At 47.0% G+C, this 18,801-nt stretch carries 20 protein-coding genes; all 20 read right to left on the bottom strand.

The genetic code is table 11. The annotated features are described in order from the left end of the window. The coding region (locus tag KKI13_04740) for a bifunctional 5,10-methylenetetrahydrofolate dehydrogenase/5,10-methenyltetrahydrofolate cyclohydrolase (protein MBU4488355.1) at positions 1–640 on the bottom strand (640 nt) is incomplete at its 3' end. Between the two features lies 1 nt (position 641). Then, a complete protein-coding gene (locus KKI13_04735; protein ID MBU4488354.1) occupies positions 642–1,247 on the bottom strand; it encodes a cyclodeaminase/cyclohydrolase family protein in 606 nt (201 codons plus the stop codon). A gap of 17 nt (positions 1,248–1,264) precedes the next feature. Continuing rightward, a complete protein-coding gene (locus KKI13_04730; protein ID MBU4488353.1) occupies positions 1,265–2,965 on the bottom strand; it encodes a formate--tetrahydrofolate ligase in 1,701 nt (566 codons plus the stop codon). Beyond that, a complete protein-coding gene (locus KKI13_04725) occupies positions 2,966–3,592 on the bottom strand; it encodes a ribonuclease HII (protein ID MBU4488352.1) in 627 nt (208 codons plus the stop codon). It lies immediately after the preceding gene. After that, positions 3,528–3,929, bottom strand: a complete 402-nt coding sequence (rplS, locus tag KKI13_04720) for a 50S ribosomal protein L19 (GenBank protein MBU4488351.1) — start codon at positions 3,927–3,929, stop codon at positions 3,528–3,530. Before rplS ends, KKI13_04725 begins: the two co-directional genes overlap by 65 nt. A gap of 3 nt (positions 3,930–3,932) precedes the next feature. Further along, entirely contained in the window at positions 3,933–4,613 is a 681-nt protein-coding gene (gene trmD / locus KKI13_04715) for a tRNA (guanosine(37)-N1)-methyltransferase TrmD (protein MBU4488350.1), read from the bottom strand. Positions 4,614–4,631: 18 nt separating this feature from the next. Next, the gene (rpsP, locus tag KKI13_04710; protein ID MBU4488349.1) at positions 4,632–4,874 is read right to left on the bottom strand and encodes a 30S ribosomal protein S16; all 243 of its coding nucleotides are present in this window, start codon (positions 4,872–4,874) and stop codon (positions 4,632–4,634) included. Between the two features lie 102 nt (positions 4,875–4,976). Next, positions 4,977–6,239 (bottom strand): UDP-N-acetylglucosamine 1-carboxyvinyltransferase, encoded by a 1,263-nt coding sequence (murA, locus tag KKI13_04705; protein ID MBU4488348.1) that lies wholly within the window; start codon positions 6,237–6,239, stop codon positions 4,977–4,979. Continuing rightward, the gene (gene prmC, locus KKI13_04700) at positions 6,227–7,042 is read right to left on the bottom strand and encodes a peptide chain release factor N(5)-glutamine methyltransferase (protein MBU4488347.1); all 816 of its coding nucleotides are present in this window, start codon (positions 7,040–7,042) and stop codon (positions 6,227–6,229) included. Before prmC ends, murA begins: the two co-directional genes overlap by 13 nt. Positions 7,043–7,050: 8 nt before the next feature. Beyond that, positions 7,051–8,121, bottom strand: a complete 1,071-nt coding sequence (prfA, locus tag KKI13_04695) for a peptide chain release factor 1 (protein MBU4488346.1) — start codon at positions 8,119–8,121, stop codon at positions 7,051–7,053. 10 nt (positions 8,122–8,131) lie between these two features. Continuing rightward, complete coding sequence (gene rpmE / locus KKI13_04690; protein ID MBU4488345.1) at positions 8,132–8,413, bottom strand: 50S ribosomal protein L31; 282 nt, start codon at positions 8,411–8,413, stop codon at positions 8,132–8,134. 128 nt (positions 8,414–8,541) lie between these two features. After that, positions 8,542–9,795, bottom strand: a complete 1,254-nt coding sequence (rho, locus tag KKI13_04685) for a transcription termination factor Rho (GenBank protein ID MBU4488344.1) — start codon at positions 9,793–9,795, stop codon at positions 8,542–8,544. Positions 9,796–9,832: 37 nt separating this feature from the next. Continuing rightward, entirely contained in the window at positions 9,833–10,462 is a 630-nt protein-coding gene (coaE, locus tag KKI13_04680) for a dephospho-CoA kinase (protein MBU4488343.1), read from the bottom strand. Between the two features lies 1 nt (position 10,463). Next, entirely contained in the window at positions 10,464–13,145 is a 2,682-nt protein-coding gene (gene polA / locus KKI13_04675) for a DNA polymerase I (protein ID MBU4488342.1), read from the bottom strand. A gap of 90 nt (positions 13,146–13,235) precedes the next feature. After that, complete coding sequence (locus tag KKI13_04670; protein ID MBU4488341.1) at positions 13,236–14,015, bottom strand: hypothetical protein; 780 nt, start codon at positions 14,013–14,015, stop codon at positions 13,236–13,238. Further along, positions 13,993–15,855, bottom strand: a complete 1,863-nt coding sequence (locus KKI13_04665; protein MBU4488340.1) for a hypothetical protein — start codon at positions 15,853–15,855, stop codon at positions 13,993–13,995. Before KKI13_04665 ends, KKI13_04670 begins: the two co-directional genes overlap by 23 nt. 6 nt (positions 15,856–15,861) lie before the next feature. Next, entirely contained in the window at positions 15,862–16,557 is a 696-nt protein-coding gene (locus tag KKI13_04660; GenBank protein ID MBU4488339.1) for a hypothetical protein, read from the bottom strand. A gap of 95 nt (positions 16,558–16,652) precedes the next feature. Continuing rightward, positions 16,653–16,973, bottom strand: coding sequence for a hypothetical protein (locus tag KKI13_04655; protein ID MBU4488338.1), 321 nt, complete (start codon positions 16,971–16,973; stop codon positions 16,653–16,655). After that, entirely contained in the window at positions 16,970–18,109 is a 1,140-nt protein-coding gene (locus KKI13_04650; GenBank protein MBU4488337.1) for a hypothetical protein, read from the bottom strand. The genes KKI13_04655 and KKI13_04650 overlap by 4 nt, the downstream gene beginning before the upstream one ends. Next, a partial coding sequence (locus KKI13_04645; protein MBU4488336.1) for a type II and III secretion system protein occupies positions 18,106–18,801 on the bottom strand: 696 nt, incomplete at its 5' end. The genes KKI13_04650 and KKI13_04645, both read right to left, overlap by 4 nt.

Raw genomic sequence — 18,801 nt, 5'->3', positions numbered from 1 at the left:
TCTTCCCTACGGCTACTACAAGTATCTCCGCGCGTTTTACGTGTTTTTCCAAAAGGCCTCGCCTATAAGTACCTATGTGGCAAACAGTGACAGTAGCCAATTTTGAAAGCAACATAAGCGCAAGCGGCTTACCTACAACGGGAGAATGGCCTACGATAACCACCTCTTTTCCTTCCAGCTTTGCGCCGATGGATTCTATAAGATAAAAGCATGCGCTGGCGGTACAAGGCGCCACGCGCCATTTTTCGTAAACGACCTTCCCGGTATTGGCGGGATTCAGGCCCTCCGCATCTTTTCTGGGATCGATCGCTTGAAATAATTGTTCGGGCTTGACGGTTTTGGGTAGAGGGGTCTCGACCATTATTCCCGTAACCGAATCATCACGATTCAGCCGATCCATATCTTTTTCGAGTTCGGCTTGCGTTACGGATGCCGGGTATTTCTTAATATGGTATTCTATGCCGAGCGATGCGGCTAGTTTTCTTTGGGCATTTATGTATACCTCGGACGAAGGATTGCCGCCTATTGCCAGCACCACAAGTTTTATCTTGCCGCTAGCTGATAAAGAGACGATCTCCCGCCTTAGGGAACAGGCTATCTTTTTTGCGATCTTTTTTCCATCCAGTAACCGGCAGGCCATATTATCCTCGCTTTAGAAATGCCGCCGCGCTCGCAAGCGCGGCCTTTTTTGCCTTTATTGCCTTTTTCTCAGCCCGATTAAGGGCGCTCTTTATTTTCTTTTTATAAGCCGCGGCTTCTATGCTGCGCAGGTTTATTTCCACATTCAATTTCGCAGAAAAAAACGCAGATTCCAGTAAGACGGCGGCTTCGGCAGCATCAGATATTATAGATGTCTTGGAGTATCTGCTAAGTTCCGCGGCATCGCACGCCGCCCGAGCCGCTATATTGCAAACTTCCATTGGCACCGAAATGGCATCCTTGTACAGCCTTAATAACTTCTTGGGTCGGCGTTTTTTTATCTCCTTTGCAAGTTTCAAATAAGCCTTCTCGTCTCTCTGCATCAGCAATTCTAACCAGCGGAGCGCTTTTTCGCTGAAATCCGATATCTCCCTTATTTTTTTCTTGGCATACTTATCCTTGGCCTTTTTTAGATTATACTTTGCTGTCATGGAGATAAGTGCCGCACCCAGTGCCGCCGCAAGCGCAGCAGCGCTTCCGCCTCCCGGTACCGGAGTCCTGTCAGCCAGCTTATTGAGATATTTCCCAAGCGCCATATTATAAGACATCTTTCAATCCTTCAATTTTAAGCTAAGCCTACTATATTTCCCCTCTTATCAATATCGATCCGCTCGCCTATCGGTTTCGCCGGCAGACCCGGCATTGTGTTTATGGCGCCGCACATGGCCGTCACAAATCCCGCGCCCGCCGCTAAATAGACATCTCTAACCGGCAGAGTAAAGCCCTGCGGAGCGCCTTTAGTAAGCGGGTCAGCGCTAAGCGAAAGATGAGTCTTTGCAATGCACACAGGCAATTTACTGTAACCGAGTTTTTCGTAACGTAATATTTTGCGCTCGGCAATACTGGAATAGCTAACCTTATCTGCGCCATACATCATATGCCCTATTTTCGCTATCTTCTCTTTTATGGAAATATTTAACGGATAAAGGAAATTGAATTTCGCGCGGGATTCGGACGCCCTTATTACCGCTTCAGCCAATTTAAGGCCGCCTTGCGAACCTTTTTGCCATAAATCGCTCGTTATGGCATCGTTTGCTCCGGCAAAAAGAGCCTTTTTCTTCACAAGGGCTATCTCTCTTTCCGTATCGGTATTAAATCTATTTATGGCGACCACAAGCGGTACACCAAACCTGCGTATATTGCCGATCTGCTTTTCCAGATTGGCCAGACCTTCTTCCAGCGCGCCAAGGTCTTCAGTAAACAATCTCTCATGCGCCTCGGAGCCCGCGGCAAATCTGCCGCTATGCATCTTTAATGACCTTACGGTGCAGACTAAAACTGCGGCATTCGGCTTGAGCCCGCTCGCCCGGCATTTTATGTCGAAAAACTTTTCGCCGCCCAAGTCCGCCCCGAATCCGCTTTCCGTGACTACGTAATCCGAAAGCCCAAACGCCATCTTGTCGGCAATTATAGAACTATTGCCATGGGCTATGTTTGCGAACGGCCCCGTATGTATAAAACAGGGAGTGCGCTCGATCGTCTGGACCAGATTCGGTTTTAGGGCTTCCTTCAAAAGCGCGGCCATCGCGCCGGATACCTTTAAATCTCCGGCGGTAACGGGCCTGCCGCTCTTACTAAACGCTACTACAATTTTATCCAGCCGCCTGCGCATGTCCAAAATATCTTCGGAAAGCGCCAGTATAGCCATCAATTCGCTGGCAGCGATTATCTCAAAACCTGTCTCCCGCGAATACCCCTTCTTTTTCTCGTCCAACCCTATCCGGATATCGCGCAATGATCTGTCATTAATGTCTATTGCCCTCGGCCATGATATGGTCGCAGGATCTATTCCGAGAGGGTTATCCCTAAAAAGCGAATTATCCATAAATGCGGCTAAGAGGTTATGCGCAATGCCCACAGCGTGCGTATCGCCCGTAAAATGCAGATTTATATCGCCTCTCGGCATCACCTGCGAATAACCACCTCCCGTGCCGCCGCCTTTTCGGCCGAATGTCGGCCCCATGGAAGGCTGCCTCAGGCAGACCACAGATCGCCTGCCGATCCTGTTTAACGCCATTGAAAGACCAATGGTTGTGACGGTCTTGCCCTCGCCTAATGGGCTTGGCGTAATGGCGGAAACTATTATGTACTTTGTCGCGCGGCTCTTTCTTCGTCTTCCGGCATTATCCTTTAGAAAATCCAGGCTTATCTTTGCCTTATAAGTACCGAGTATTTCCACGTATTTCGCGGGTATGCCGGCGACCCTAGCGATCTTATCGATTCTGGCAAGTTTTGTCTTTCCGGCTATAGCAAGATCTGAAGGCATTTATGATTCCTTTATAAGACTTTTTACCGGTTCGAATGTTACCCTATGGATTGGCGAAGGGCCGTATCTTCTTATGGCCTTAAAATGGAACGCTGTGCCATAACCCCTGTTGTGTTTGAATCCGTATTGCGGGTAACGGTTGTGGAGGCCATCCATTATCCTGTCTCTTGTGACTTTGGCAAGGATAGATGCGCAGGCAATGGATAGCGAACGCCCGTCTCCGCGTTTTATACTTTCTCCGTTGTACGCAATTGATAATTTTATGGTGCCGTCAATAAGGATGTAGTCGGGCGCCGTCTTGAGATTATTGACCGCTTCCTCCATCGCTCTTCTTGTTGCGTTATAAACATTGAGCCGGTCAATGACATCTTCCGCTATCACGGAAATGCTGTATGATGATTTTTCTATAATCTCTTCGTATGCCGCGAGGCGGCTTTTTGGTGTAAGTTTCTTTGAGTCGTCTATTCTGTTTTTGAACCTGAAGTCACCGATGATGACGGCAGCCGCGACTAAGGGGCCGGCCAAAGGGCCGACGCCCGACTCGTCTACTCCGGCTATGACCTTATGCCCCTTGGCCCTCGCCTTTTTCTCGTAAAGAAGCGTTGGGCGGCGCCGCCTGGAAGACATCTTCGCCTTCAACCTTGCTCTTTTTGCCAATTTTCTCCCTCAAATAGTAAAGTTTTGCGCGTCTTACTTTACCCCTCTTGACCACCTCTATGCGGTCAACTGACGGGGAATTTACGGGAAATGTCTTTTCGACGCCCTCGCCGTAAGAGACTCTTCTTACGGTAAATGCGCGTTTTATTCCTGCGCCTCTTATGCTGATAACGATCCCCTCAAAGGCCTGGAGACGGGTCTTTCCTTCTTCCTGAATCTTTGAAAATACCCTGACCGTATCTCCCGGCCTCAATTCAGGAATATCTTTTTTGATCTGCTTGGATTCTATGTAACTTATCTTGTCCATTGCTTACTCCTTTTTCTTTAGTAAATCGGGGCGGCGTTTTTTTGTTCTCTTTACGGCTTCTTTCATCCGCCACGCCGCTATTCTTTCGTGATCGCCTGAGAGCAATATATCCGGCACCTTCATACCGCAAAAAGACGAGGGCCTCGTATACTGCGGATATTCAAGAAGATCGTTTTCAAACGATTCCGAAACCGTAGATTCTCCGTCTCCTAAAACGCCGGGGATAAGCCTTACTACGGCGTCAACCAGCACCATTGCCGGGAGTTCCCCGCAGGTAAGGACATAATCGCCTATTGATATCTCGTAGTCAACGAGCAATTCTTTTACTCTTTCATCAACGCCTTCGTAGTGGCCGCATATTATGGCCAGCCGCTTAAGTTTCGCAAAGCGCTTCGCTTGCTTCTGCTCAAGCCTCTTTCCCCGCGGAGACATCAAAATAACCGTCGAGCGTTTCGCGCCGACAATTTTCTTTAGTGCATTATATATCGGCTCTACCTGCAATACCATACCGGGGCCGCCGCCAAAAGGCCTGTCATCCGCTTTTCTGTGCTTATCGGTACTGTAGCTCCTGATATTGTGGAGCCTTATATCGGCCTTTCCTTTTTCGCGGGCTCTTTTGATTATCGACTCGCCCAAAAAATCGCCGAACATGCCGGGAAAAAGCGTGAGAATGTCTATCCGCATAGAACTTCGGCTCCCGTGTTATTTTACGCCGCTTTTTTTCAAAAGGCTCTTTACAGTATCGGATGGCTTTGCGCCGACCTTAATCCAATATTCCGCCCTATCCTTTTTTACGGATATAAAAGGCGGATTCTTTCTGGGGTCGTAGCTGCCGATCTCTTCGATAAACCTGCCGTCCCTGGGATTCCTAATATCGGTAACAACTATACGGTGGCACATCTTTTTGTTTGCCCCCATCCGTTTTAATCTTATTACTACAGCCATGGTCTATCTCCTGATTTGCCCTTACTTGCTCGTATGCAAATCATCCCGAGCGCCCGCCATAACGCGTCGGCGGGTCCGCCTCTGGCGGAAAGTCGAGGGATTTTATTCTTTAACTCTTTTTACATTAGCGCCTATTGCCTGAAGTTTCTCTTCCAGCCTTTCATAGCCCCTGTCCAAATGGTATATACGCGATACTTCGGTAGTTCCGTCAGCTACGAGCCCTGCGAGAACCAACGCCGCGCTCGCCCTAAGGTCCGATGCCATAACAGGCGCGCCGCTCAGACGCTTTACGCCCTTCACTATCGCGTTGGGGCCCTCCAGCATTATTTCGGCGCCCATTCTGCTAAGTTCACTTATGTGTATAAACCTCTCGGGATATATCTTCTCGGTAATAACACTGATACCGTCTGTTACGCTCATAAGCGCCATCATCTGGGCCTGCAAATCCGTAGGAAAACCCGGATATGCGAGCGTCGTGACATAAAGGGGTTTAAGCCGTTTTATATACTTGACCCTTATGCCGTCCTTTTCCCGCATTATACTGACGCCGCTTTCGGTCAGTTTATCTATAGACGCAAGAAGATGATCGTATATTGCGCCTTTCAAAAAAAGCTCCCCTTTAGTTGCTGCGCCCGCTATCATATATGTGCCGACTTCAATGCGGTCGGCGATAAGAGAATGGGTGCACCCTTCAAGCCTTGCGACGCCGTTTACAACAATCCTTGGGGACCCTACCCCTTCTATGTTCGCGCCCATGCCTTTGAGAAATTTGACCAGATCGGCGACCTCCGGTTCGCAGGCGCTATTTTCTATAATGGTCGTTCCTCTCACGAGCACAGCCGCCATCAAGACATTAGCGGTCGCCAGCACGCTCGAGCCGAAATGCCCGCCCAAATATATACGCGCGCTGCGCATTTTTTTTGCGTCGGCCACTATGTATCCGCTTTTGATCTTAATCTCTATGCCAAGGTCTCTTAGGCCTTTAAGGTGTAGATCTATGGGCCTTGGCCCTATAATGCATCCGCCCGGAAAGGATACTTCCGCTCTTTTTCTCTTTCCCAGTAGCGGCCCTAAGACGCATATCGAGCCGCGCATGGTACTAACCAGCTCATAAGGCGCCCTGCACTTAGTCCTTTCGCCACCTTTTACCGTCACGATGTCGTCTATCATCGAGACGTCCTTGCCCAGCTCCCTCAGAAGCGTTATCATCGTATTGATATCGGAAAGGTAAGGCACATTCTTTATTATGCAGGTATCTTCGGTTAAAAGTGTGGCCGCCAAAATCGGCAATGCCGCATTCTTGGAGCCGCTTATGATAACCGTGCCCTTTAATTTTTTGCCGCCTTTTATGACTAGCTTATCCATGCAATTACTACCCGATCGCAACCATTATAGTCTTTGAATAACTTAAAACCGTTTAATTCCTGATACTGTTTTGTTATTTTAAAAATCGCCTCGCCCTGGTCATGGCCTATTTCGAACAAAAAGACTCCGCCGGCTTTTAGATACTTTCTTCCTTCGTCCAAAATCTGCCTATAAAAATCGAGTCCGTCCCATCCGCCATCCAGCGCCCTTATGTCCTCGTACGATATTTCAGGCTCGAGATCCGCTATTTTCCCGCGCCGTATATACGGTGGATTTGATATGATTATGTCAAAATAACTATAATAAGTGCGAGGAATATCTCTGAATAAGTCGCTTTTTACAAACTTTACCCTATCGCTGACAAGATTGACCGCGGCATTTTCCCTTGCCGTTTTAATAGCTAAATCCGAGATGTCGGAAGCTATTATTTTACAATTAGTTATGTTCTTTGTCAACGAAATTGCTATATTGCCGCTTCCGGTGCCTATTTCCAGTGTATTTATGGTATTTGACGCTATATTGCTTATGACCTCCAGCGCCTTTTCAACAAGGATTTCTGTCTCTGGCCTGGGTATAAAAACGCCGTCCTCCATTTTGAGGCGGGCGTTCATAAAATCCGTTTCTTTTAATATATATTGCAGGGGGTACCGGGAAACACGTTTTTCGATGCAATTTCTGAACGAATCGGCGTCTTGGGAATAGCACATAAGGGTATTAGCGTCGTGCAGGGCGCATTCCACGCCGGACTTCAATAGCTCTTTTTCGCCCCATTTTATTAAATCCAGCGTTTCGTAAATTTCCATTATCGGCCTCAAATAGTATTTTTGCCTAAGCGCAATCTTCTTTCCGCGTCTTTGAGCCCGGCGATAAGTTCATCTAAATCGCCCTCCATTATCTCGGGCAAGCGGTGCAGAGTAAGGTTGATCCTGTGGTCGGTCACCCGTCTATCGGGAAAATTATAAGTCCGTATCTTTTCTGACCTGTCGCCCGAGCCGACCTGTTTCTTTCTGTCTTTGGTTATCTTCGCCTCACGTTCCGATTTGATTTTGTCGAAAAGCCGCGTCCTCAATACCCTCATAGCCTTTGTCTTATTCTTGTGCTGTGACCTCTCATCCTGGCAGGTCACCACTAAACCCGACGGAAGATGTGTTATCCTCACAGCCGAGTCTGTAGTATTTACCGATTGGCCGCCGTGGCCGCCGGAGCGGTATACATCAATCTTCAGATCCTCCGATTTAATATCGACTTCCACCTCTTTTGCTTCCGGAAATACCGCAACCGTAACAGCCGAAGTGTGGATCCTACCCGACGCCTCTGTTTCGGGCACTCTTTGAACGCGGTGCGTCCCGCTTTCATACTTCATAAAACCGTAGACGCTTCCTCCGGTAACTGAAAATATGACTTCTTTAAAACCGTTTTTTTCGCTCATCGAACTGCTAAGTATCTCTGCCTTCCACCCTCTTTTAGCCGCATATCTGGCATACATCCTGTAAAGTTCCGCGGCAAATAATGACGCCTCTATCCCGCCCGTGCCAGCGCGTATTTCGACGATAATATCCTTATCGCTATCGGGATCTTTTACGTACACTATATCTTCGAGTTCGCGTACGAGGGATTCCTTTTTAGAATCCAGTTCGCTGAGCTCCGCCTCCGCAAGTTCCGTAAACTCCGGGTCATGCTTCACGGAAAGGACATGCTTGACATCCTCTATCTCCTTCGTCAGTTTCTGGAATTCTCTGTACTTTGATACGGCCTCGAAGATTTCGGCGTGCTCTTTGGCATATTTCTGGTAAATTTCTGCCTTTCGGATCACCTCGGGATCTGATATCAGCACCTCAAGCTCTTTAAGCCGTATTTCTTTTTTCTTTATTTCTTCAAACATGTCTTAATCGTTATTCACTCTCTTTTTCGCCGGTTTCTTCCGCTTGTTGATCCGCCCTCGCGGCGGCCGGTTTCGTTACGCGTTTTTTTGCCTCGGTCTTTTCGTATCTCTTTTTGAACTTATCCACCATTCCCGCCGAGTCAACGAGCTTCTGCTTCCCGGTAAAGAACGGATGGCATTTGGAGCAGATATCGACCCTTATATTGGGCCTTGTGGAACGCGTATGCATGACCTCTCCGCATGCGCAGTTTATGGTGCTTTCTTTGTAATCCGGATGTATTTTCTTTTTCATGCTAATCTCCCTTGTTCTTGGGGTCAGACCCTCGTTATGTAAACTACGCTGGCGAGGGTCTGACCCCCTATTGGCTTATTTGTAACTTATCGCTTACAGTTACAGTTTCAACGGCTGTTTTTGCATTCTTACAGCACTTTATTCATGCTCATCAAGAACTCGGCATTTGTCTTTGTCTTTTTCAACTTTTCTACCAAAAGCTCCATGGCCTCGACGGTATTCAGCTCATTCAGGACCTTCCGCATAAGCCATATCCTCTGAAGCTCATCTGCATTAACAAGCAGTTCTTCCTTCCTCGTATTGGACCTCTTTATGTCTATGGCAGGGTAAACTCTCTTCTGGAAGAGTGTCCTGTCGAGCTGGAGCTCCATATTGCCCGTCCCTTTAAACTCCTCAAATATGACTTCATCCATGCGGCTGCCGGTCTCTATAAGAGCGGTGGCTATAATCGTGAGGCTGCCGCCTTCCTCTATGTTTCGCGCTGCGCCGAGAAATCTCTTCGGCTTATGCAGGGCATTGGAATCCACGCCCCCGGAAAGGATCTTGCCAGAATGAGGAACGACGGTATTATACGCTCTGGCCAACCTCGTGATGCTGTCGAGCAATATTATAACATCTTTTTTGTATTCCACAAGCCTCTTAGCCTTCTCAAGCACCATCTCCGCTACCTGTATGTGCCTCTCTGCCGGCTCGTCAAAGGTGGAGCTCACGACTTCACCCTTTACGGAACGCTGCATATCCGTCACTTCCTCGGGCCGCTCATCAATCAAGAGCACCATGAGTATGACATCCGGATAATTGATCGTTATGGCATTGGCGAATTTCTGCAAGAGAACCGTCTTTCCGCTGTAGGGCGGCGCCACTATCAGACCGCGCTGCCCCTTGCCTACCGGCGTCACCATATCCATCACGCGCATAGACACATCTTCTTCTTCTGTTTCCAAAAGGTAGCGTTTATTAGGATAAAGCGGGGTAAGGTTGTCAAATAGTACGCTATCCTTTGATTTCTCCGGGTCCTCGTAATTTACCGCTTCCACCTTAAGCAGCGCAAAATAGCGCTCGCCCTCTTTAGGCGGCCTGATCTGCCCGCTTACGGTATCGCCCGTCCTAAGATCAAATTTGCGAATCTGTGATGGCGATACATAAATATCGTCGGGACACGGCAGGTAATTATAGTTCGGGCTGCGCAAAAATCCGAAACCGTCCTGCAGTATTTCAAGGACGCCTTCGCCGAAAAGAAGGCCGTTCTTCTCTGCCTGTGCCTGCAGTATTTTGAATATCAGGTCCTGTTTTTTTAGCGCGCTTACGCCGTTGACACTCAGCTGTTTCGCGATTTTGCTCAATTCCGTGATCTTCATCTCTTTGAGCTTCTCTATCTTTATTTCACCTTCATGGCGGTCAATCGTCGCCTTTTGTTTGCTAGTCTCTTCCACTTTTTATCTCCTTCCATATTTTACTCACTATTTTTCTCATGTTTCTTTTGCTCCCTTCGTTATCTATAATATAATCCGCCAAAATAAGTTTCTTCCTTAGCGGAATTTGATTTCGCATACGCCTCTTTATTTCGGCCGGGCTTTGACCCGTCTTTTTGCCCGTCCTCTCTATCTGAGTTCTAACCGACGCTTTGACGACTATCAGCGCATCTAACATACTATGCATGCCCGCTTCCAAGAGAAGCGGGGCATCTATAATTACAGCCGGAATTTCAGGTTTTTTGGTAGCTTTCTTTATATATTCGTTGACATGCCTTATGACCACGGGATGCACTATAGCGCAAAGCCTATCGAGGGCAATTCTATCCTTAAATACCACGGCCGCCAATTTCCTCCTTTCTATTTGGCCTGATCTCAAAAGGATATCTTTGCCGAACTCTTTTATTATCATCTCGTACATATTTTTACCTTTTTCCATATCGTAATGAGCGATCTTATCCGCGTCGAGCACCAACGCGCCAAATTTCTTAAACATGGCCGCAACACTCGTCTTGCCAGTCCCCATGCCGCCGGTTATTCCAATTATAAGCGGCCTTTTAGCTTTTTTAGTTCTCACGCTATTTCTCCGTCTCGAGCCAATTTCTCCCCTCGCCGATTCGAACGATTATAGGAACTTCTAATTTGAATACCCCTTCCATCTCTTTCTTTATAATCTCTTTCAATTCACCGGCTTCTTCTTTCCTCGCCTCAAACACCAGCTCGTCATGAACCTGGAGCACCATCTTGCTCTTAAAACGCCTCTTTTCGAACTCCTTCCAAATATTCAGCATCGCCACTTTTATAAGGTCGGCTGCCGAACCTTGTATGGGTGTATTTATGGCGACCCTCTCCGCGAATTGGCGTATATTCATATTCTGGCTATTTATGTCCGGTATATAGCGGCGTCTGTTTAAAATAGTCGTGACATAGCCGGCCTTGCGGGCAGTCTCTATGGTATCCTGCAAATAGGCCTTGACCCCGGAATAGCGTTCAAAGTAGTTTTCTATAAACTTCTCGGCATCGGCAACACCTATGCCTAAATCGCGGGAGAGGCCGTAAGGACTCATGCCATAGACTATCCCGAAATTGACTGTCTTTGCCTGAGAGCGCATTTTTTTGGTAACGTCTTTTTCCTTCACTCCGAAGACGAGCGATGCCGTATAGGTGTGTATGTCATGATTCTTCTTAAAAGCGCTTACTAGATCCTTATCACCGGAAAGATGCGCCAGTATACGCAACTCTATCTGCGAATAATCGGCTGAAATCAAGATATCATCCTTGTCGAACGGGATAAAGGCTCGGCGCATTTCCCTGCCGATCTCGGTCTTTATGGGAATATTCTGGAGGTTCGGGTCACTGCTTGAAAGCCTGCCCGTAGCCGTCACCGTCTGGTTGAATGAAGTATGGACTTTGCCCGTTTTTTTATTTATAAGTTCCGGCAGCGAATCTATGTATGTAGACTTAAGTTTCGAAAGGGTCCTGTATTCCAGAATAAGTGCGATTATGGCATGATTCGGGACGAGCTTCTTCAAGACCGATTCATCCGTGGAAATGCCCGTCTTTGTCCTTTTTATGACCGGTAGCTTGAGCTTCTCAAAAAGAATGCTCGCGAGTTGCTGATGTGAGTTTATATTGAACTCCTCGCCCGCCATGGCGTATATCTCCTTCGTAAGTCCTCCAAGTGACCTTTCCACCTTAACAGACATATCCAACAAGAATTTTGTATCGATGGCCACGCCGGCAATCTCCATCTCGGCCAGAACCGCAACAAGCGGCATTTCGACTTCATTGAACAGGTTGTCGAGCCCTTTTTCCTTTAGTTGCTTCTCGAGTATCATCATCACCCTGAAGGTGACATCCGCGTCCTCCGAGGAATATTCGGAAACCTTTTCTATATCTACATCCTCAAGCGTGATAGCGCTTTTGCCCTTTCCGATAAGGCTCTCAATGGGAATCGCTTTGTAACTCAGGTATTCCATCGCTATATCGTCGAGATTATGGTTCAGCTTAGAAGGATTCAAAAGATAAGACGCTATCATAGTATCAAAACATATACCCCGAAGATTTATACCGCAATTGCGCAGGATAACGTATTCATATTTAATGTTCTGTCCGACCTTTTTAATTTTACCGTTTTCAAAAATCGGCCGCAGCGCTTCCAGTGCCGCGCCTCTATCGATATCGCTTACGGAAGAGTCGTTTATGAGTTTCGGCGTCTCATTCTTAAATGCCGCATAATAAGCCTCGCCTTTTTTAAACGAAAAGGATATCCCGATCGGGCGCGCGGTCATGGGATCCGTCCCCGTAGTCTCAAAATCAAAAGCAAAGAGTTCGGATTTTTCAAGTTTTTTAAGTAGATCCGCAAAATTCTTTTTATCCTTTACGAGATAGTATTTCGACTTCAGGTCTGTTTTTGGCGCGTATTCCTGGATCAGGTTGCGGAATTCAAGGCGCTTAAATATCTCGAGAAGCTTAAGAGCGTCCGGCTCTTTGATCCTCATATCTTCGAGCTCTATGTCGACAGGGACTTTATCGTCGAGAGTGGCGAGCTCCTTACTGAGCCGGGCCTTGTCGGCATGTTCGACCACAAGGCGGCGCCTTACTTCCGACTTGATCTTCTCCGGTTTCGTCAGGATCTCATCCAGGTTTTCAAATTCTTTCATCAAAGAAAGCGCGGTCTTCTCGCCGAACCCAGGAATGCCGGTTATGTTGTCCGTGGCATCGCCCATAAGCGAAAGGAGGTCCACTATTCTTTCCGGCCCCACACCGTATCTCTCCTTTACCTTTTCCGCATCGTAGATAAGCCCTTCCTTATGAGTGGAATATACCTTTACATGCGGGCCTACAAGCTGCAAAGCATCTTTGTCGCCGGTAACGATGTAAACATCAAGCGATTTTCCCGCGAGCTTGCGCGTCAAAGTCGCAATGACATCGTCTGCCTCAAAACCCTCTTTCTCGAAAATCGGGACGTTGTAGGCGCGAACCACCTCTTTTATGACCGGCATCTGACTGACAAGCGGATCCGGCATAGGTTTTCGGTGTATCTTGTACTCTTCGTATTTTTTATGGCGGAATGTCGGGCCTTTCAAATCGAACGTTATCGCCAGATAATCGGGCTTCTCATCCTTTATTATTTTGCGGAGCATGGAGATAAAGCCGAAGACGGCGTTTGTCGGCTCGCCCTTGGAGTTGGCAAGCTCCTTTATGGCGTAAAACGCCCTGTAACAAAACGAATTCCCGTCTATTAGAAATAATTTCATAGGTGCCTCGCTTATTCTAACCAGGTTAGATTCTGCCAGATTAGACGAGCGGTTGATTTACGTTCATTTAATCTGGCAAATCTAACCTGGTTAGTACTTTCTCTTAACGAATTCTTTCCACCGCGTTTCAAGATCGCTGATGCCGTTCTTGTACTTCCACTGGTACGCCTTGGCAAGCGCCGACTCAACCGGCTCGCCGTTTTTTAAGTATGTAAGGAATTTACCGTAGGAGGTCCTTATGTTATCGCTTATCAGGTGGTCTACTACGCTCGCGGATTCTGTATAGAAAAGATCCACGTTGTCTTCGGGAACTACCCTCATATTAAAAAGATCGACAAGCCGTATATACTTGCCCTCTTTTATATTCCACTTTATAAACCGCTTGCTCCTATATATCGTCGTCTCGTCCTCTTCCTCAAACTGAGCCATGCCTTCCTCAACCCAAAGCGGCATCCTCTTCTTCCCCACAAAAAGGTGGAAAAGTATGTGTGTCAATTCATGGGGAAAGGTGGTTGTTGCGAGATTAGGCGAATCTTCATAAGTCGCGAATCTAGACGCGCTAAGCTGGGCAATCCCGCCTGACCATTCGGGCGCCCCGGTTGCCTTCATATAATCAGACTTAGTTTTATACAGATATATCTGGCCTTTCTCTTTTCCCTCCCACGGCCTAAATTCCGGCACGCCGAAGTGCCCTACTATCTTTTTGTAATAGTATTCGGCCTTCCACGACAACTTATTTGCCAAATCTCTATTTTGGTGATAAATTACAAAATGGCCTCTTTCAAGCCGCTCCAAATCAGCGGCATCTAGCCGAAATACGCCGAAAAACTGGCAAAATACCAGAACATTAATAAATAACTTTATATACATTGAAATATCCGTCATTATAGACAAGTTCAAAATGCTTCAGGCGCGGCTTTTTAAAGCCGGCACTGATCGTCCCGGTGAATTTTCGGCCGGCATGATCGAACATAAAGCCCTCTGTATCGTCCGGCAGGGCTTCAAGAATAAAACCGATGTCATTCTTATCGCAGGTGTTATGAGCCGTTATGTACCGCCAGCTCGAACGGCCGCTTGCCATATACGTGCCGTGCGGAAATACTATATATGTAACGCCCCACTCCCTGCATAAATCGAGCAGGGGCTCTTCGCCCTGCGTAAATAGCGTATTCGCCCATTTCATTGTCTTATTCCTTATCTCCTTTGACTCAAGCTTGGCGTGCAGATTTATAGCGCGGCCGGTATAGGCCAATATCTCCGGAGAATACCTGGGAGGCGCAAGAAAAACATCGCTTTCGGCGGTATCTTGCTTTATCCAGCCCAAAAGAGAGACAATATAAGCAGTATCGCCTATGTAAGCGCGAGCACGAGATACCACCGCTATCTCGAAAGCTATAACCAATAGAACGATTATGACGGAAATTACGCGGAGCGCCTTTTTTTTGAATATAACGATTAAGCCACCGCTCCATACAGCCAAAAGAAAAATTGTAAAGACCATGGTCCTGTTTACAAAAAGATACAAGATACCGAACGCCGTCAATAGATACAAGAGAAATAGCTCGCCGTTATTTTCTTCCTTGTTTCGGAATAAGGCCTTTGCCTTAATAAAAATAAGCGGCAGCGCGAGTAAAAGCGCCGGACCGAAATAATTAATAACCTCCCTTGCCTCGGGCGCGCTATGCGCCACATCCCAAAGCATCCGGCTGTCCGGCGATATTAAATTAGGATTGAAAGGCTTAACGCCTAAAAACCTCAGGGAATCTATCCCGAGCGAATACACATGATAATATGCGCCGAAGTGCCTGGATAGGAATGAAAAAGCGTATATAAGCGCGGCCGCAGTGACAGTAAACACCAAAAGCCTGATTACGCGCCTGGTCGTATATTTTTTAACGAAAAATACGGCCAGTATGGCAAACCCAAAGAGCATCGGGCCAGATATTGTGAAAGGTATTGCCCTTAAATACGGTATGAGCATGCCTGCGCCGAGAGATGCTGCCATAAGATAGGCATACTCTATTTTTATATCAACGTCGTCAAAAAATATCGCCACTAGTGCCATAAAGGCAAAAATAAATACGAGATAGAATTGTGTAAAATGCCATGACGCAAGCGCTATAAAGATGGTTATCGCTGAAAATACATTATAAGTGTGCCTTTTTCCGCGGGATGACTTCTCTTTACCGGCGAGATAAAGAAAAAAGATATTCGCAAATATAAAAGGCAGCGCAAACGCTTCTTTTAAGAATCCGAAGCCGAAGGTCCTGTTGACCGCCGCCGGCGCCACGGCGTAAAAAAAGCCGGCGCAAAGAGCCGCAGCATTATTTTTGGTCACGCACCTTGCGAGCGCGTAAACTATCACAACGGGGATAAGCCCGAAAATCATCACGAAATAGCGCACGAAGAGCTGGAAATCCACGGGCCTTGGGCATATCCTGTATAAAGAACCGACAAAGCGCTCCATCAGGAACGACTCTTTTTGGTATGCCTCGAATCCTTCGGGATACTGCGCTTCACGGCAAAGCGCCGGTATCTCTTTTCCGTCGCGAACCAGTTCGGCAAAATAGTAGTGAAAAGCATTTATGTTTGTAAAAGGCGTAAAAGGGCCTATGGAGCTTCTTTCATACAGCTCTATGCGCAAAAGAAAGCCCAATATAAAGATGAGGATAAGTATTGATGTAGTTTTAAGTCCCGCGCTGAGATTCACTGTCTTTTATTTTTTTAGGAATTTTAGCCAGGCATCGTTAAGCTGCGATACATCTTTAATCTGAGGGTAATATGTAGAAAAAAGAGCCTCGTCGATTTTCTTTTTGCCGGAAACCAGTTTCCGCGAAAATGAGGTAAATTTAGCCCCTCCGTATTCGGTAAGCAGAAACTCCACTATGCTTGCCGATTCGGCATAAAAAAGACGGTTTTTATTCAAATCTGCGGGATAAACGGTATAACCTACTATTTCAGCAAGGGGTATAAGCGCACCCGATTCCAGCGCTCTCATCGCCTCTATTTTGTACGCCCTGCCTCTTTCCTCATAGACCGCCATACCTTCACTAAGCCAAAGCGGCACAACGGCATTAGTTTTTAACCCGGCTGTGATCTCTTTGAACAAAAGATGCGTCAATTCATGAGGCAGCACTCTATCCAGCAGATTATCACTCAAAAAGCTGTAGATCTCGGCAGGTTTTCGTGCGGATCTGGGAATTGCTATTCCACCTGTATTTTCCACATTATAACGAAGCGATCCCGCTTTGTCAAGATAATCTTCTTGGTTAGCAAATATGTATACCCGCGGCTTTTTCTTAAGCATGCTTCCGCATTCAAGGTCTTTCAGGAAGCGCTCATAATAGTCTTCAAGGCCCGCGGCTACCATTTCGGCATCTTTTTGGGCCGGGGCCCACACCTCAAAATTCATGGTGCTCTTATGCCCCTTAAGGATACCAAAAGGAACCTTGTCGGCAAAAGCTAATGATACGGAGAGTAGTATGATAATAAAAAATAAGCGGGTGGTCAATTTTTCTTGTCTTTTTTGATCAGTTTAACTGCGGTACCGGAACCATATAGATAACCGGCGTTATTGTAATATGTGATGCCGATGACGTAATCGGCTCCCATGCTTTCGGCCTGTTTGGTCAACTCATCGTTTATTTTTTTGGGGTTAAGCTCGCCCGTACGATAAGATACGAGGCCCAGGATCTCGTAATCTTGTTTTAGGTCTGCGGTAGTTAAGGTAACGCCTTTTTTCTCGGCCCCGCTCACCAATCCGTATATCGAAAAAAGTAAACTGAAAAGTACTGATATGGATATCATAACTGCTCTTTTTTTAATCATCGGCGCACTTCTTCTCCCTGTGTATCTATAAGTCTTACGGTTAAGACCACTATAAGGTTCTTTTTTTCTCTGTTTTGGTATTCATATTTAAAAAACGGGCCTATAAGCGGGAGATCGCCTAAAATAGGAATCTGCCTCTTTACAGTGCTATTATCCGCGTCCTGAATAAGCCCGCCTATAAGAATACTGTCGCCGCTTCTGACCATCACCGACGTCTGGGCGCTTCGCGTATCGATTATGGGCCACCCCAAATTATCCGGAAAAGTGCCGCGCAAGCCTGTAGTAAGGGCTATTTGCTGGGTTACTTTTGTCACTTCCGGATGTATATCCAGAGTTATTATATCGCTTCCCTCGAGGACGGTAGGCGTGACTTCAAGAAGAACACCCACTATCTCTTCCTCGATCGTATACGTCTCTACCGGATAAAAAGCTGTGGTCGTAATAAGCCCGGCGACAGTTGTCCATTCGACCTGCGTAGTCTCTACGGCTGTGGCATACGGAAAACTTCTTACTACCTGAATATTGGCCATCTGGCCGGAAAGTGTGGTAACGCGGGGGGCATGAATAAGATTGGCCTTACCTTTCTCTGCTAAGAGTTTGAGATAGGCCATCATCTCCATACCGCGCCAGGCGGTTTTACTTATTAAAAACCCTAACCCTGCCGTATTGGCGGCCTGCGCCCATCCGGCAGCTGCTCCGGCCGCCCCCATAAGCGCCTGTATACTTTCACTCTGGCCCACAACGGCTAAAGCGCTATGCGGGCTATAGATTACCGGCTCGTCATGATGAAAAAGATCCCAGTCTACGCCCATCTCATCTATGTCCGTAAAAGTTATCTCTATAAACTTTGCTTCGATCTCCACCTGTTTGGGCCCTACATCCCACTCCCTTATAAGCCTAAGAGCGATCTCTTGGTTAGACGGCGTATCGGTAATCGTGAGAAGGCCCGATAATTCATCGAGCATTATTTTTCTGCTTTCCTGCGGTGGTAGGTTTGTCTCAAGGTACTCTTTGACCGTATATTTCGTGACATCATCGCTCCCACTATCATCCTGCGCAGATGAAAGAGGTGATATCATAAAAAACAATGCCAGAAACACGCATGCAATATGTGCTCGTCTTATAAATATCTTCATTGGGCAGTCTCGCCTTCGGCTGTTAATAGAGTCGCTGTTAAAAATATAACGAGATTCTTCTTCTTCCTGTCAACGTACTGATATCTAAAAAGCGGACCGATCAGCGGAATATCGCCTAAAATAGGCACTTTCTTCTCCGTTGTGGAATCATCGTCATTTATAAAACCTCCCATTATGAGAGTGGAACCGCTTTTTACCATTACGCTCGTCTGCACTGTTCTAGTATCAATAACGGGCCATCCCAAAAGCGCTGGTACCGACATGCCGTATGTTATGGGGTTTGCCGCCTCCGTGGCGGCTCCTTGAAAAATCGGCCTTCTTGCTTTAAGATTGCTGACCTCTGGGTGTATATCAAGCGTTATAATATCGCTGTTACTGCCTACGTAAGGAGTGACCTCAAGCGTTATCCCCGTCATCTTCTCTTCGATAGTATAGTCAAATTTCCAAATAGGGTGTTCCGCCGTTCCGCTATTTTCAAACTGCACATCTGTCACATACGGAATAGTCTGCGTTACCTGGATGTTTGCTTGCTGGCCGGATAATGTAGTTATTTTCGGAGCGGACAGGAGATTGGCCCTGTTTTGCGACGCAAGGGCGTGAAGGTACGCCTCTATGAAATTCTTCTTGGCCCAATCCGCGACAATTGCGATATCGAGGCCGAGTTCGGTTTGCGGAAATGTATCGGTTCCGGA

This window comes from Candidatus Omnitrophota bacterium (assembly GCA_018894435.1).
Lineage (GTDB): Bacteria > Omnitrophota > Gorgyraeia > JAHIPI01 > JAHIPI01 > JAHIPI01.
Note: the sequence above shows the minus strand (reverse complement) of the source record. Positions and strands in the feature narration are given on the sequence as shown.